The organism is Corallococcus sp. CA054B, assembly GCF_003611625.1.
Lineage (GTDB): Bacteria > Myxococcota > Myxococcia > Myxococcales > Myxococcaceae > Corallococcus > Corallococcus coralloides.
The window spans coordinates 1-15142 of sequence record NZ_RAVY01000050.1 but is presented as its reverse complement, the minus strand read 5'-3'; the positions used below and the strand labels follow the sequence as shown (position 1 = coordinate 15142).

Annotated in this window: 15 protein-coding genes and 1 pseudogene; all 16 read right to left on the bottom strand. The window is 68.3% G+C overall.

The window, feature by feature from the left end; translation table 11 throughout:
* Window positions 1-66: 66 nt before the first annotated feature.
* Entirely contained in the window at window positions 67-861 is a 795-nt protein-coding gene (locus D7V80_RS15100; protein ID WP_120588827.1) for a DedA family protein, read from the bottom strand.
* A gap of 306 nt (window positions 862-1167) precedes the next feature.
* A complete protein-coding gene (locus D7V80_RS15095) occupies window positions 1168-1638 on the bottom strand; it encodes a cyclic nucleotide-binding domain-containing protein (RefSeq protein ID WP_120588826.1) in 471 nt (156 codons plus the stop codon).
* Window positions 1639-1670: 32 nt separating this feature from the next.
* Window positions 1671-2186 carry a gamma carbonic anhydrase family protein gene (locus D7V80_RS15090; RefSeq protein WP_014397011.1) on the bottom strand — a complete coding sequence of 172 codons (516 nt, stop codon included), beginning with the start codon at window positions 2184-2186 and terminating at the stop codon, window positions 1671-1673.
* Between the two features lie 36 nt (window positions 2187-2222).
* On the bottom strand, window positions 2223-3608 hold the full coding sequence (gene miaB / locus D7V80_RS15085; RefSeq protein WP_120588825.1) for a tRNA (N6-isopentenyl adenosine(37)-C2)-methylthiotransferase MiaB: 1386 nt from the start codon (window positions 3606-3608) through the stop codon (window positions 2223-2225).
* A 73-nt stretch (window positions 3609-3681) separates the two neighbouring features.
* Window positions 3682-4197: a hypothetical protein gene (locus D7V80_RS15080; RefSeq protein ID WP_120588824.1), complete on the bottom strand. Its 516-nt coding sequence runs from the start codon at window positions 4195-4197 to the stop codon at window positions 3682-3684.
* Window positions 4198-4226: 29 nt separating this feature from the next.
* Window positions 4227-5624 (bottom strand): VWA domain-containing protein, encoded by a 1398-nt coding sequence (locus tag D7V80_RS15075; RefSeq protein ID WP_120588823.1) that lies wholly within the window; start codon window positions 5622-5624, stop codon window positions 4227-4229.
* Window positions 5625-5630: 6 nt separating this feature from the next.
* The gene (locus D7V80_RS15070; RefSeq protein ID WP_120588822.1) at window positions 5631-6926 is read right to left on the bottom strand and encodes a class I SAM-dependent RNA methyltransferase; all 1296 of its coding nucleotides are present in this window, start codon (window positions 6924-6926) and stop codon (window positions 5631-5633) included.
* A gap of 39 nt (window positions 6927-6965) precedes the next feature.
* The gene (locus tag D7V80_RS15065; protein ID WP_120563245.1) at window positions 6966-7358 is read right to left on the bottom strand and encodes a TIGR02266 family protein; all 393 of its coding nucleotides are present in this window, start codon (window positions 7356-7358) and stop codon (window positions 6966-6968) included.
* Window positions 7359-7433: 75 nt separating this feature from the next.
* Window positions 7434-8096 (bottom strand): CoA transferase subunit B, encoded by a 663-nt coding sequence (locus D7V80_RS15060; protein WP_120588821.1) that lies wholly within the window; start codon window positions 8094-8096, stop codon window positions 7434-7436.
* 3 nt (window positions 8097-8099) lie between these two features.
* Window positions 8100-8801, bottom strand: coding sequence for a CoA transferase subunit A (locus D7V80_RS15055; protein ID WP_120588820.1), 702 nt, complete (start codon window positions 8799-8801; stop codon window positions 8100-8102).
* A gap of 14 nt (window positions 8802-8815) precedes the next feature.
* Window positions 8816-9997, bottom strand: a complete 1182-nt coding sequence (locus tag D7V80_RS15050) for an acetyl-CoA C-acetyltransferase (protein ID WP_120588819.1) — start codon at window positions 9995-9997, stop codon at window positions 8816-8818.
* 146 nt (window positions 9998-10143) lie between these two features.
* Entirely contained in the window at window positions 10144-11850 is a 1707-nt protein-coding gene (locus tag D7V80_RS15045) for a 30S ribosomal protein S1 (RefSeq protein ID WP_120588828.1), read from the bottom strand.
* A gap of 271 nt (window positions 11851-12121) precedes the next feature.
* Window positions 12122-13267, bottom strand: a complete 1146-nt coding sequence (locus D7V80_RS15040) for an acyl-CoA dehydrogenase family protein (RefSeq protein ID WP_120588818.1) — start codon at window positions 13265-13267, stop codon at window positions 12122-12124.
* A gap of 16 nt (window positions 13268-13283) precedes the next feature.
* Complete coding sequence (locus D7V80_RS15035; protein WP_120588817.1) at window positions 13284-13760, bottom strand: AgmX/PglI C-terminal domain-containing protein; 477 nt, start codon at window positions 13758-13760, stop codon at window positions 13284-13286.
* Between the two features lie 10 nt (window positions 13761-13770).
* A complete protein-coding gene (locus tag D7V80_RS15030; RefSeq protein ID WP_120588816.1) occupies window positions 13771-14913 on the bottom strand; it encodes an acyl-CoA dehydrogenase in 1143 nt (380 codons plus the stop codon).
* Between the two features lie 35 nt (window positions 14914-14948).
* A pseudogene (locus tag D7V80_RS15025) lies at window positions 14949-15142 on the bottom strand (hypothetical protein); the annotation flags it as partial.

Below are 15142 nucleotides of genomic sequence, written 5' to 3'. Positions count from 1 at the left end.
CGAAGAACCCCGCTCCCTCTCGTCGAGGGGGCGGGGTCCGTGAACCACGTCACCGCTGCACGGTGACTACTTGTGCGCGTTCAGGTCCGGCTCGGACGCGGGCGCCTTGTCGGCGGGCACGTCGAAGAAGGCGCTGGGGCTGGCCGCGCGCGTCGGCGACATGCTGTTCTCCAGCGTCTCCGGCACGGGCGGCAGGGCCACCGGCGTCACCTGCGCCTGGGCGGCGGCCTCGGCCTTGAGCTTCGCGTTCTTGCGGCGGCGGTACAGGAAGTAGCCCACCGCCAGCACCGCCAGCGACCCCAGCACCACGACCTGGCCGTCCTTCAGCTTGCGGATGACCATGTCCAGCTCGCCACCGAAGTGGAACCCGAGCCACACGAACACCGGCGCGGACAAGAGCGCCGCCAGGCCGTCCCAGAAGATGAAGCGCCAGTACGACATGTGCACGGAGCCCGCGGTGAAGTACGTCACCGCGCGCACGCCCGGCATGAAGCGGGCGATCATCACGATCTTCTGACCGTGCGTGACGAAGAGCGACTCCACCTTCGCCCGCTTCTCCGGCGTGACGATCTTGGAGAAGAACCCCCCACCCTTCGCCCCCGGGTCGCGCCCCAGCTTCGTGCCCAGCCGGCGCCCCGCCAGGTAGATGAGGCTGTCACCCACCAGGATGCCGAAGAAGCCCACTGCCATCATCACCGGGAGGTTGGCCGCGCCCTTGTGCGCCAGGAACCCACCAAGGATGAGCGAGATGTCCTCCGGCAGAGGCACGCCCAGCCCGCATGCCACCAGGATGGCGAACACGGAGAGGTAGGCGAAGAGGCCCTGGGAGCTACCGAGCAGGTTGGTAAGCAGTTCTTCCACGCGTCGTTCCGTCCAATCACTTCCCGAAGGGCCGCTCGGCAACCACCCGGGCCGGCCCGTCCATCACCCAGCCATCAACCGGGTGCGGCAGTTGAAAACTCCGGCCGCTCAGCTTCCCACCTCAAGCGCCCGCGCCACATCACGAAAGCCCGCGGCCGTATGTCTACCCCCACCTACGGTGTGCGACAGCCTGGGAGCCCGGGGGGACTCCAGGCAAGCACAGTAACCACCCCGGGTGCGGGTGGCAGGACCGTTCGTCTTTCCGGCCTCCCGGCAGGAGCCCGGCGCCACCTGTCCGACAGCCGGTCAGCTTCCCGGGGCCCGCGCCACCAGCGTGCGCAGCATGTCCCGGTTGTCCCGGGCCTTGGCGCCGAAGTGGCTGACGATGCCCATCAACAGCTTGATGCAGGCCTGCGGCTTCTGCGCCAGCAGCTTCTGGAAATCCGCCGCGCGAATCTCCAGCGCCAACACGTCCGTCTGCGCCGTGGCCGAGCACAGCCGCTCGCCCTTCTGCACGAGCGCCAGTTCGCCCAGGGGCTCACCGACGGTCACCTCGCCCAGGGGCACGTCCTCGCCCGAGGGGCTCCGGGCGCTCAGCCGCACCGTGCCTTCGCCGACAATCAGCAGCGAGTCCCCCGCCTTGCCCTCGGTGAACAGGGCCGTCCCCTTCGGGTAGGCGCGCGACACGGCCGCCGCCGCGAAGATGGAGATGCCGGTGTCGGTGAAGCCCTTGAAGAGCGGACAGGCCTTCAGGGTCGTCTCGGGGGCGAGCGCCATGGGGTGTTCCTAACACGCACAACGCGGCCGCGTCAGCGGCTGGCGCGGTGTTCGGCGGCGGTGTGCACGTAGTGGAGGGCGGACTGCACCAGGAACTCGCGTTCGCCGTCGTGGATGGGGCGCTTCACCTTGCCGGGCGAGCCCACCACCAGCGACCCCGGGGGAATCTTCGTCCCGGGCGTCAGCAGCGTGCCCGCGCCGATGATGCAGTCGTCCCCCACCTCCACGCCGTCCATCAGGATGGCGCCCATGCCCACCAGCACCCGGTTGCCCACGACGCACCCGTGGAGGATGACCCGGTGGCCCACCGTGCAGTCGTCCCCCACCGTCGTCGAGTCACCCTGGCTGGTGACGTGGATCATGGTGAGGTCCTGGATGTTGGTGCGCTTGCCGATGCGGATGGAGTTCACGTCCCCGCGCAGCACGGAGTTGAACCAGATGGACGAGTCCTCGCCCAGCTCCACATCGCCCACCACCTGGGCGGAGTCCTCGATGAAGCAGCTCGGATGGACGCGGGGGGACACCCCGCGAAACGGCTTCAACGGCATGGTGGCACCTCCGACGGCGTGACTGCGGCGGAAGCGTCAGGCCTCCGCCGGGACATGCAACGGCACGGGCAGCTCCACCGCCGGCGGCGCCACGGTGGGGGCCTGGAGCACCGCCACCTGCTTGCCCGCGAGCTGGTTGGGCGTGGCGCGCTCCACGTGCACCTTCACGATGGAGCCCGCGGGAGCGTCGCCCTCGAAGTTCACCGTGCGGTTCTCCGGCGTGCGGCCGAAGCGCTTGGTGGCGTCGTAGCGCGAGCGCCCTTCCACCAGCACCTCCACGTCCAGGCCTACCTGCGCCTGGGTGTACTCGCCGCTGATGCGCCGTTGCAGCTTCTGCAGCCGCTCCAGCCGAGCCACCTTCACCTCGTGCGGGATGGGGCCCCAGTCCTTCTCGCGCAGCGCGGCGCCCGTCTTGGGGCGCGGGCTGTACACGAAGGAGAACTGGTTGTCGTACTTCACCCGTTCGGTGAGCTGCATCGTCATCTCGAACTCTTCCTCGGTCTCACCGGGGAAGCCCACGATGATGTCCGTGGTGATGGCGATGCCAGGGCGCGCGGCGCGCAGCTTCTCCAGCCGCTCCATGTACTGCTCGACGGTGTAGTCGCGGCGCATCATCTTCAGGATGCGGTCGCTGCCGCACTGCACGGGCAGGTGGAAGTGCGGGGCGATCTTGGGCTGCACGCGGAAGGCTTCGATCAGCTCGTCCGACAGGTCGTGCGGGTGGCTCGTGGTGAAGCGCACGCGCTCGATGCCCGGCACCTCCGCCGTGCGCAGGAGCAGCTGCGCGAAGCTGATGCCGCCCTGGTACGAGTTGACGTTCTGGCCAATGAGCGTGACCTCACGCAGGCCCACGCCCGCCAGGTCCGCGACCTCGGTGAGCACGTCCGGGAAGTTGCGGCTCACCTCGCGGCCACGGGTGTGCGGGACGATGCAGAACGAGCAGACGTTGTCGCAGCCCTTCATCACGGTGACGAACTCGGTCACCTTGCCTCGGGACGTCTCCGCGTCGGCGCGCGGGAAGACGTACTCCTCGGAGTCCACGAAGGCCGTCTCCACCACGCGCTCGCGGGCGTCCTGCACGCGGGCGATGACTTCCGGCAGCTTCGCGATGTTGTCCGGGCCGAAGACGAAGTCCAGGTACGGGACCTTCTTGAGCAGCTTGTCCTTCTCCTGCTGGGCGACGCAGCCGCCCACGCCCAGGATGGCGCCCCGGCTGGCCTTCACGGCGCGGTAGCGCCCCAGCGCGGACAGCATCTTGTCCTCGGCCTTCTCCCGGATGGAGCAGGTGTTGAGGATGATGAGGTCCGCGTTGTCCGCCTCGGGCGTGGGGACGTAGGACATCTTCGACAACGCCTCGCTCATGCGGAGCGAGTCGTTGACGTTCATCTGGCAGCCGAAGGTGTGGATGAAGTAGCGCTTCATGGGTAGGCCTTGAAGGAAAACGGGCCGTTATGGAACGCCCGGACGCGGAATGCAACCGGGCGGGCACGCGGGGTCATCCCCGGCTGAGCACCTTCGTGAGCCGGGTGTGCAGGGCCACCAGCTCCGCCTCGCGCTCCCGGAGCAGGGCCACCGTCTCCACGCCGTACCGCCGGCCCAGGGCGTCCGTCTCCCGCTCCTGCTTCACCAGCTCGTCCTGGACGCGCTTCTTCACCTCGTCCACCTCCGGCCCGGAGCGGGACTCCAGCTCCGTCAGCTTCGAGCGCAGCCGCTGCACGGTCCACCGCCGGCCGCCAAAGGCCCGGAGGACGGCGCTCCCCCACTCCGCGGCCTTCACGTCCAGGCCGCTCGTCTCCAGCGCCGCCTTCGCCGCGCCGGCCATGGCCTCCGGGCTGGTGTCCGCCTCCACGTGCGACAGGAAGGTCTCCTGGTAGCGGACCAGCTGGTCGAGCAGCGCCTTGTCCACCGGCCGGGACGCCATGCGCAGCGTGCGGTCGTCGGCGGCGTCGAAGGCCGGACCGGTCTCCACGTTGGGGACGTCCTGGTAGTCGTCGAAGAAGGACGGGGCCATGGGGGCGCTCCTCGGGGGCTAAGGGGTTTTCAGACGGGGACGAGCTGTTCCGCGATGCGGGCCAGGTCCGACACGGAGGTGACGACCACGGCCTGGGTGCAGTGCTTCTCGTAGGTGAGCATCTCGCTGTCGCCGATGCCCCAGTTGCCCCGGTCCTCGGGGCAGATCCACAGCACGCGCTTCGCCTTGCGCTTCAGGTCCTTGAGGGCCCAGGCGTTGCTCGCGTTGTAGTTGTTGCGGCCGTCGCCAATGATCATCACGGTGGTGCGGCGCGTGATGCTGCCCAGGTGGTCGCGCGTGAAGTCCGCCAGCGCACGGCCGTAGTTGGAGTTGGAGCTCATGGACACGGTGCGCCCGGCGGTCGCCGCGTCGATGGCCTCGCTCACGTCCAGGTCCTTGAAGAACTGCGTCACCTCGCCCACGTCGGACACGAAGACGTACGAGCGCACGCGCACGAACAGGGACTGTAGCGTGTGCATGAACAGCAGCATCATCCGGGACGCGTTGCGCACGGAGTCGGACACGTCGCAGAGCACCACCAGCTCCGGGCGCTCCGGCCGGCGGGTGCGGAACACGGGCACCATGGGGATGCCGTCCCAGGGCATGTTCCGGCGCAGCGTGCGCTGGGCGTGGAGCGACCCGCGCCGGTGCGAGCGCTGCTTGCGGATCATCCGGCTCTTGAGCTTCTCCGCCAGCGTGCGGACGGCGGCCTCCATCTGGTCCACCTCCTCCTGCGTGAGCAGGTGCAGCGGCTTCTCCGTGACGGTGTCCGTGCGGCGGCGGATGCGAGCCTCGGACTGACGCTTCACCTCCGCGCGAGCGGCGTCTTCAATCTTGCGCATCGCCGCGGCCACGTGGCGCGAGACGATCTCCACGCCCTCGGCATGGAGCCCGCGAGCCTTCAGCTCGTCCTCCATCGACTTGAGGTCGGACCTCGCCCGCTCCATGCCCGCGCCCGCGAGCATCCGCCGCGTGAAGAACCCCGTCTGCAGCGGGCTCTCCAGCTGCCCCAGGTCCAGCTGGAGCGACGCCTGACGGAAGATCTGCGCCAGCCGAGCGCGGTCGCCCGCGAGGATGGCCTGCGCGAGCGGGGACATCTCCGGCGCCAGCAGGTTCATCTGGTAGATGACCATCTTCAGCAGGTCGCCTTCCAGGTAGCCCTCTTCCTCCAGCTGCTTGGCCAGCGACTTGTCGATGGCCTCGAACGTGCTGGCCGCGCCGGAGAAGAAGAAGTCGAACGCGCGGCGGAACGTCTCCACGTCCAGCTCGCGCTTCACCAGCGTGGTGCGCAGCACGGAGCGGAACAGCGCCCGGTCCTGGACGCCCACCTCCGCGGTGGCGCGCAGGGCGTCCTGCACCTCGGACGTGCTGACGCGCACGCCGTTCTGGCGGAGCACTTCGGCGAACTCGACGATGCGGGCGTCCATGGCGCGTCAGGCTCCCCGTTCGAAGGACATCACCGCTTCCACGTGGTGCGTCTGCGGGAACATGTCCACCACCTGGAGCGCCACGGGCTTGTAACCGGCGTCCACCAACCCCGCCGCGTCGCGCGCCAGCGAGGCCGGGTCGCACGCCACGTAGACGACCCTGCGCACGTTCAGCGCACGCATCCACTTCGCCAGGCCCGGAGCCCCGGCGCGAGGCGGATCCGCGAGGCACAGGTCGAACGAACGCCCCTCCGCCACCAGCCCGTCGCACACCTTGCGCGCGTCGCCCTGGACGAAGCGCACGTTGGCCACCCCACCCTCGCGAGCACTCCGCTGCGCCAGCTCCACGCCCACCGGGGACGACTCCACGCCCAGCACCGACCCGGCCGTGCCTGCCAGGGGGAACGTGAAGTTGCCGTTGCCGGAGTACAGCTCCAGCACGGAGTCCGTCTCCTTCGCGCCCAGCTCGCACAGGGCCGCCGTGACGAGCCCCACGTTGGCCTCCGCGTGCGCCTGCGCGAACGCATCCGGCCGCAGGTACACCGGCACCTCGGGACGCAGCGGGGACAGCGAGCGCAGCACCGGCCGGCCGATGAGCCGCGCCGAGCCTTCCTTCGGCACCAGCACCGCGCCCTCCAACCGCAGGGCCCGGACCGCCGCCTCCGCCGCCTCCAGGTGCCGCGCCGTCACCGGGCCGCTCATGTTCACCGCGAACGCGGCCTTGTCACCCTCGGCGAGGAGCAGCACCTCCTCGGTGTCCTTGGCCAGCGGCTTGAGCAGCGGGGCCAGCTTCCCGGGCAGCGCCGTGAGCACGGGCGTGAGCGCGGGGCAGACGTCCACGGGGATGCGCTCGTGCGTGCGCCGGCCGAAGTAGCCGAGCGCCCCCTTCCCCGCCCCGTGCAGCACCGCGCGGCGGCGGTAGCCCCAGTCCCTGGGCGCCACCATCAACGGCCGCACGGTGAAGGCCGAGCGCTTCAAGCGGCCCAGGTGCTCCAGCGTGGAGAGGACGATCTCCTGCTTCGCGGACCGCTGCGCCGGGACGGACAGCTCCAGCCAGTCACAGCCGCCGCACGCGTCGGAGTACACGCAGCGCGACGGCACGCGCTCCGCCCCATCCGTCAGCACCTGGCCCAGCAGGCCGCGCAGGACCTTGCCCTGGGACTCCAGGCGCACGCGCACGGTGTCGCCGGGGAAGGCGCCGGGCACGAAGACGGTGCGGCCCTCCCACTGGGCCACGCCTTCGCCCAGCTGGCCCAGCCGTTCAATCGTCAGTTCAATGGGGGATTCGGGCAGCGTCGTCATCGCAGGCGCACTCGAGGGGGCCGCCTGGGTGGGGCCGCCCTACTTCCGGGTCGCGCTGCCACGCTCGTCCGCCGGCAGGGCTTCCCGCAGGCGCTCCACGAACGCTTCAATGCGCGACCGCTTCTCGTCGTCAACGTCCAGGAACTCCACCGCCATCCCCGGCACCTCGGAACCCGGCGTCCCCTGGGGGTTGGTGCGGGTCACCTTCCCGGACAGGTCCACCGGGAAGCTGGCGCCCGGCAGCGACACCAACAGGCGCACCACCGTGCCCACCGGCAACGGCTGCGGCGTGTTGATGTAGAGCCCGCCGCGCGACAGGTTCACCGCCCAGTCCGTCACGAAGCCCGCCACCGTGCGGTACGCCACGGGCAGCTCATGGTCGATGCGGTGCGCGCGAGGCGCGGGAACAGGCTTCTCCGAGGTGTCAGCCATGCGGTGCTCCGTTCCCCGGGGAAAGGTGGCTTCCGTCCCACACTGGGAAACGGAAGCGCACCCTAGCACCCTACTTCAGGCCTGGAACTTCATCTCGCGCAGGTCGGGCGCGATCTTCAGCTTCGGCTCGGTGAGCTGCTGCACCCGTTCCACCGTCAGTCCGGGTGCCAGCTCGCGGAGGATCAGGCCCTCCGGCGTCACGTCGATGAAGGCGTGGTCCGTGACGATGTGGTGCACGCACTTGAGGCCCGTCAGCGGCAGCGAGCACTTCTTCAGGATCTTGGGCTGCCCGTCCTTGTTGGCGTGCTCCATGGCCACGTAGATGCGCTTGGCACCCACGGCCAGGTCCATGGCGCCGCCCATGCCCTTCACCATCTTGCCGGGGATCATCCAGTTGGCCAGGTCACCCTCTTCGCTGACCTCCATGGCGCCCAGCACGGCCAGGTCGATGTGGCCGCCGCGGATCATCCCGAAGGACAGCGCGGAGTCGAAGAAGGCGGAGCCCTTCACCACCGTCACCGTCTCCTTGCCCGCGTTGATGAGATCCGGATCCTCGCTCCCCTCCTCCGGATACGGCCCGATGCCGAGCAGGCCGTTCTCCGACTGGAGCACCACCTCCACCCCGGGCGGGATGTAGTTGGGCACGAGCGTGGGGATGCCGATGCCCAGGTTCACGTAGAAGCCGTCCTTCAGCTCCTGGGCGATGCGCTGCGCGATCTGTTCACGAGTCAGGGGCATGGCTCAGGACGCCTTCTTGCGGACGGTCCGCCGCTCGATCCACTTCTGGAGGTTCTGCGCCTGCACGATGCGGTGCACGAAGATGCTCGGGATGTGCACCTGATCCGGGTCCAGCTCCCCCGGCTGCACGATGTGCTCCGCCTCCACGATGGTGACCTTGGCGGCCATGCACATCATGGGGGTGAAGTTCCGCGCCGTCTTGTGGAACACCAGGTTGCCCCAGGTGTCCGCCTTGTAGGCGTGGACGATGGCGAAGTCGGCCTTCAGCGGCGTCTCCAGGACGTGGAGGCGCCCGTCGATCATGCGCGTCTCCTTGCCCTCCGCCACCTGGGTGCCCGCGCCCGTCGGCGTGAAGAACCCGCCAATGCCGCAGCCCCCGGCGCGGATGCGCTCCGCGAGCGTGCCCTGCGGGTTGAGCTCCACCTCCAGCTCACCGGAGAGGAACTGCCGCTCGAACTCCTTGTTCTCCCCCACGTAGCTGGCGACCATCTTCTTCACCTGCTTGTTCTGCAGGAGGATGCCCAGCCCCAGCTCCGTGGTGCCGCAGTTGTTGGAGATGATGGTGAGGCCCTTCACGTTCTTCTTGTGCAGGGCCGTGATGAGGTTCTCGGGGTTGCCGCACAGCCCGAACCCACCACTCATGAGAGTGATGTTGTCCGGGATGTCGGCGACCGCCTCATCCGCGCTCGCGTAGACCTTGTTCATGCGGGCGGTGTCCTTTAGCGCTCGACCATCAGCGCGATGCCTTCGCCGCCGCCGATGCAGAGCGACGCCACGCCGCGCTTCTTGTCCTGGTCCTTCATCGTCTGGAGCAACGTGACGAGCACGCGAGCACCGGACGCGCCAATCGGGTGGCCCAGCACCACCGCGCCGCCGCGCACGTTCACCTTGGACGGCTCCAGGCCGAGGATCTTGTTGTTGGCGATGGACACCACGGAGAAGGCCTCGTTGATCTCCCAGAGGTCCACGTCCTTGGCCGTCACGTTCTGCTTCTTGAGCAGCGTGTTGATGGCGTCCGCCGGCGCGATGGTGAACTCCACCGGCTTGCGGGCGGCCTGCGCGTAGCCCTTGATGCGGCCCAGGATGGTGCGGCCTTCGGCCTTCGCCTTCTCCTCGCTCATCAGCACCAGCGCCGCGGCGCCGTCGTTGATGGAGGACGCGTTGGCGGCCGTGACGGTGCCGTCCTTCTTGAACACCGGCTTCAGGCCCGGGATCTTGTCCGGCTTGGCGTTCTTGGGGCCCTCGTCCTCGGAGACGGTGGTGAACTCATCCGGCTTCTTGCCGGGGATCTGCACGGGGACGATCTCCGCGGTGAACAGGCCTTCCTTCTGGGCCTGGATGGCGCGGCGCGTGGACTCCAGCGCGAACTCGTCCTGCTGCGCGCGGCTGATGCCCTGCGAGGTGGCACAGGCCTCCGCGCAGATGCCCATGTGGACGTTGTCGTACACGTCCCAGAGGCCGTCGTGGATCATCGCGTCCTTGAACTCCACGTTCCCCATGCGCGAGCCGCCGCGCATGGTGTGGCTGAGGTAGGGCGCGTTGGACATGGACTCCATGCCGCCCGCGACGACGACGTCCGCGTCACCCAGCGCGATGGACTGCGCCGCGGCGATGACCGTCTTGAGGCCGGAGCCACAGACCTTGTTGAGGGTGACGGCCGGCACGGACTCCGGGATGCCCGCGAAGATGGCCGCCTGACGGGCAGGCGCCTGGCCCACGCCGGCCTGGAGGACGTTGCCCATGATGACTTCCTGCACGGCCTCCGGCTTCACGCCCGCGCGCTCCAGCGCCGCCTTGATGGCGATGGCGCCCAGCTGCGGGGCGGTGAGCTTGGACAGCGCTCCCTGGAAGGAGCCGATGGGGGTACGGGCCGCGCCCACGATGACGACTTCACGAGCCATGGAACTGTCTCCTTGAGAGGGGAACCGGGAACCGCAGGGAAAGATTGGATGCGACTTATCACGGGCGGTTTCGGGCGAATCAAATGGAAACGGCCGGGCTCCCCCTGGGGAACCCGGCCGCCATCCACTTCAAGACGTGGGGCTGATTACTTCTTCAGCTTGCTCGCCATCACGTCGCCCAGACGGGCCTTGGAACCCTCGGCCTGCTTGCGCAGGTACTCGCGGTAGTCCTCGCCCTCGCCGATGAGCGCCTTGATGGACAGCGCCACCTTGCGGTCCGGGGTGTTGATGTCGATGAGCTTGACCTCGACCTCCTGGCCCTCCTGCACCACGTCGCGGGGGTTCTCCACGCGCTCTTCCTTCAGCTCGGAGACGTGGACGAGGCCCTCGATGCCCGGCTCGATCTCCACGAACGCGCCGAAGTCGGTGACCTTGGTGACCTTGCCCTTCACGCGGCTGCCCACCGGCAGGCGCTCGGACAGCGTCTCCCAGGGGTCCGGCTGGAGCTGCTTGATGCCCAGGCTGAAGCGCTCGTTCTCGACGTCGATGTTGAGGACCACCGCCTCGACCTCGTCGCCCTTCTTGAACATCTCGCCCGGGTGCTTGATGCGCTGGGTCCAGGAGATGTCGGACACGTGCACCAGGCCGTCCACGCCCTCCTCGACGCCGACGAACACGCCGAAGTCGGTGACGTTGCGGATCTGGCCCTTGATGACGGAGCCGATCGGGTACTTGTCCTCGAGCAGCGTCCAGGGGTTCTGCTCGATCTGCTTCATGCTCAGCGCGATGCGCTTGGCCTTCGGATCAATGTCGAGGACGACGGCCTCCACCGTCTGGCCGACCTCCAGGATCTTGGACGGGTGCTTGAGGCGCTTGGTCCAGGACATCTCGGACACGTGCACCAGGCCCTCCACGCCCTGCTCGATCTCGATGAACGCGCCGTAGTCCGTGATGGACACGACCTTGCCGGCGACGCGGGTCCCGACGGGGTACTTCTCGTCGGCGCGGTGCCACGGGTCCTCCTGGATCTGCTTGAGGCCCAGGCTGACGCGCTCCTGCGCGGGGTCGAACTTGAGGACGACGACGCGCACTTCGTCACCGACGTTGAACATCTCGCTGGGGTGACCGATGCGGCCCCAGGACATGTCGGTGATGTGCAGCAGGCCGTCGATGCCGCCGAGGTCGATGAAGGCGCCGTAGTCGGTGAGGTTCTTGACCACGCCCTTGAGGACCGCACCCTCCTTGAGGTTCTTGAGGGTCTCCTTCTTCATCTCCTCGCGCTGCTTCTCCAGCAGCACGCGGCGAGAGAGGACGATGTTGCCGCGCTTCTTGTTGAACTTGATGACCTTGAACTCGAATTCCTTCGAGATGTACTGGTCAAGGTTGCGCACAGGGCGGATGTCGACCTGGGAGCCGGGCAGGAACGCCTTCACGCCGATGTCGACGGAGAGGCCACCCTTCACGCGACCGACGATGGTGCCCTTGACGATCTCATCACGCTCGCAAGCGGCGGAGATCTCGTCCCAGATGCGCATCTTGTCGGCCTTCTCCTTGGAGAGGACGACCATGCCGGTGTCGTTCTCGCGGCTCTCCAGGAGGACCTCGACGGGGTCACCGGACTTCACGGTGACTTCCCCGCGGGGATTGGTGAACTCGGAGATCGGGACCTGTCCCTCGGACTTGTAGCCGATGTCCACGATCGCGAAATCCTTCGTCACCTGCACGACCGTGCCCTTGACGATCTCGCCTTCCTTCAGGATTCCGTCGCCGCCACGCTCCTTGAGCGAGGCCTCGAACATCGCCGCGAAGTCTTCGTCACCGCCGTCGATCTGCTGGTTCACGTTCTGCTGCATGAATGGGAAGTCCTTGGAACGGTACAACTGCCCCCTGTTTGAATGGGTGCGCGGCCGCCTGCGGGGAGCGACGGGAAACCGCGGGTGTCCCCTGGATGGGAACGCAAGGCTGGTTGGAAGCCGCGCACCCTAGACACCTGGGTTTCCAGGAGTCAAGCGGGGCACGGCGCCAAGTGGTGATCCGTGTTCTATGAACGCCCGGCCGGGTCCGCATCTGTCCTACCCGGCCGGTGCCCCCTGCCCGCTCGCCCCATGTGGGACAAACGGAGCGCTACCCCTCGCGCCGGAATGTTTCCCGGGCGATGACCATCCGCTGCACCTCGCTGGTGCCCTCGTAGATGGTCTGCACGCGTGCGTCCCGGAAGTAACGCTCGACCGGGAACTCGTCGATGTAGCCGTAGCCACCGTGCAGTTGCACGGCCTTGTCCGCGACCTTGTTGCTCATCTCGCTGGCGAAGAGCTTCGCCATGGAGGCCTCGCGGGTGAACGGCTGGCCGGCCTCCTTGAGGGCGGCGGCGCGCAGGGTGAGCAGCTCGGCGGCGTCCAGCTGGGTGCGCATGTCCGCCATCATGAAGCGCGGGCCCTGGAGGTCCGCCACGGCCTGGCCAAAGGCCTTGCGGTCCTTGGTGTAGGACACGGCCGCTTCCAGCGCCGCGCGGCCGGTGCCGCACGCCTGCGCCGCGATGCCAATGCGCCCGCCGTCCAGCGCCATCATGGCCAGGCGGAACCCGTCGCCCTCCTTGCCCAGGAGGTTCTCCGCCGGCACTTCGCAGTCCTCGAAGGTGAGCCCCACGGTGTTGGACGCGCGCAGGCCCATCTTGTCCTCGTGCTTGCCCACGTGGAGGCCCTTGGCGCCGCCCTCCACGATGAAGCAGGACAGGCCCTTGTTGCCGGCCTGGCCCGTGCGGGCCCACACGACGATGACGCCCGCGTAGGCGCCGGAGGTGATCCACTGCTTGCTGCCGTTGAGCACGTACGTGTCGCCGCGCTTCACGGCGGTGGTGCGCATGGCGCCCGGGTCGGAGCCCGCGTGCGGCTCGCTCAGGGCGAACGCGCCGACGATGGCCTCACCGGAGGTGATGCGCGTGACGTACTTCTCCCGCTGCGCGTCGGTGCCCACCGCGTGGATGAGCTCCGCGCACATGTTGGTGACGGCCATGGCCACGGACACGGAGGCGTCCGCGGCGGCCATCTCCATCATGGCCAGCGCGTAGGACACCACGCCGGCCTCCGCGCCGCCGTACTTGCCCGGCAGGTTCACGCCCAGGAGGCCCACTTCGGCCAGGGCCTTGAAGACTTCCGGGTCGAAGCGCTCTTCGCGGTCCGCGGCGCGGGCGTGCGGGGCCACGCGCTCGCGGGCGAACTTGCGAGCGGTGTCACGGATGAGCGTCTGGGTCTCGCTGAGGTCGAAGTTCACGGGCGCGGGTGTCCTGCTACTCGATGGCCTTGAGGTTGAACGGGTACTCGATGGGGTGGTCGCGGCCGTCCGGGGGCTTGGGGAAGTCCATGGACGACAGCACCGCCACCACGCAGTCGTTGAGGCCCGCGTCCTTCAGCGTGCTGCCGTGCTTGTCGATCTTCGCGCTGCGCACGGTGCCTTCGGCGGTGATGGTGAAGGTGGTGCGCAGGAGGCCCTCCACCTTCTTGTCCTTCTCCACCATGTGGTCCTCGTAGCACTCCTGAATCCGAGGCATGTGGTGGGCGATCACCTGGCGGATGGAGTCCGGGGTGAAGGGCAGCCTGCTGACGTCCAGCCCGTCGTCCTTCTTGGGCGCGGGCGTCGTGGCCGACTCCGGAGCCTTGGGGGCGGACGTGGCCGCGGCCTTCTTCTTCGACGTGCCCTGGGCGAGCGCCAGCGGAGACGCCAGGCCCAGGGACAGGAACAGCACGGGGAGGAGCGCGCGCTTCATGGCCGGGTGACTACTCCTTCAGCAGGTTGGCGGAGATGACGATGCGCTGGATCTCGCTCGTCCCCTCGTAGATTTCGGTGATGCGCGCGTCGCGCACGTGGCGCTCGGCGTCCATCTCCTTGCTGTAGCCCATGCCGCCGTGGATCTGCAGGGCCTTGTTGGCCACGCGGCTGGCCATCTCGCTGGCGTAGAGCTTGGCCATGGCGCTCTCCGGGCTGTGGCGCACGCCCTTGTCCTTCATCAGCGCCGCGCGCCACACGAGCAGGCGGGCCGCGTCGATCTCCATGGCCATGTCCGCGATCATGAACTGGATGGCCTGGTGGTCGCGGATGGGCTTGCCGAACGTCTTGCGCTCACCGGAGTAGCGGACGGCCTCCTCGAAGGCCGCGCGCGCGATGCCCAGCGCCTGGGACGCGATGCCGATGCGGCCGCCGTCCAGCGTGGACATGGCGACCTTGAAGCCCTCGCCCTCCTTGCCCAGGCGGTACTTCTCCGGGACGCGCATGTCCTCGAAGAACATGGAGCAGGACCAGGCGGCGCTGATGCCCATCTTCTTGTCCGGCTCCGCGCGGGTGAATCCCGGCGTGTCGGTGGGCACGAGGAAGGCGGTGATGCCCTTGTTGCCCGCTTCCTTGTTCGTCATCGTGATGAGGACGATGGCGTCGGCCTTGGGGCCGTTGGTGATCCAGTTCTTGGAGCCGTTGATGACGTACTCGTCGCCGCGCTTCACGGCGATGGTCTTCTGGGCGGCGGCGTCGCTGCCGGCCTCCGGCTCCGTCAGGCCGAAGCAGCCGATCTTCTGGCCGCTGGCGAAGGGCTTGAGGAACTGCTCCTTCTGCTCGGGGGTGCCGAACTTGGACACCGGGTCGCAGTAGAGCGAGTTGTTCACGCTCATGATCACGCCGGTGGAGGCGCAGCCGCGCGAAATCTCCTCCATGGCGATGGCGTAGCAGACGTTGTCCAGGCCCGCGCCGCCCCACTCCTCCGGCACCGCGATGCCCAGCAGGGACAGCTCCGCCAGCTTCTTCACCGCGTCCGTGGGCCACGCGTGCTGTTCGTCCCACTTGCGGGCGTTGGGGATGAGCTCCTTGGCGGCGAACTCGCGGCACAGCCGCTGGATCTCGCGCTGGATGTCGGTCAGCTCGAAGTTCATGGTGGACCTCCCATAGTACGGGGTCCGCCCGGGGGCTACTCCGAAGACGCCCCTCCCACCCTGGGAGCAGGAATCCGGGTCCCAAAGAACATCGCCAGCGGCACCGTCACGTCGAAGGACACGTCCGTGCGAGCCCCCGCGTCCGTCCACGTCCTGCGCACCACCACCGACACCGTCCAGGGTTGGGTGTCCCGGTGTCTTTCAATCAAATCGTAGGTGAGCCCCACCC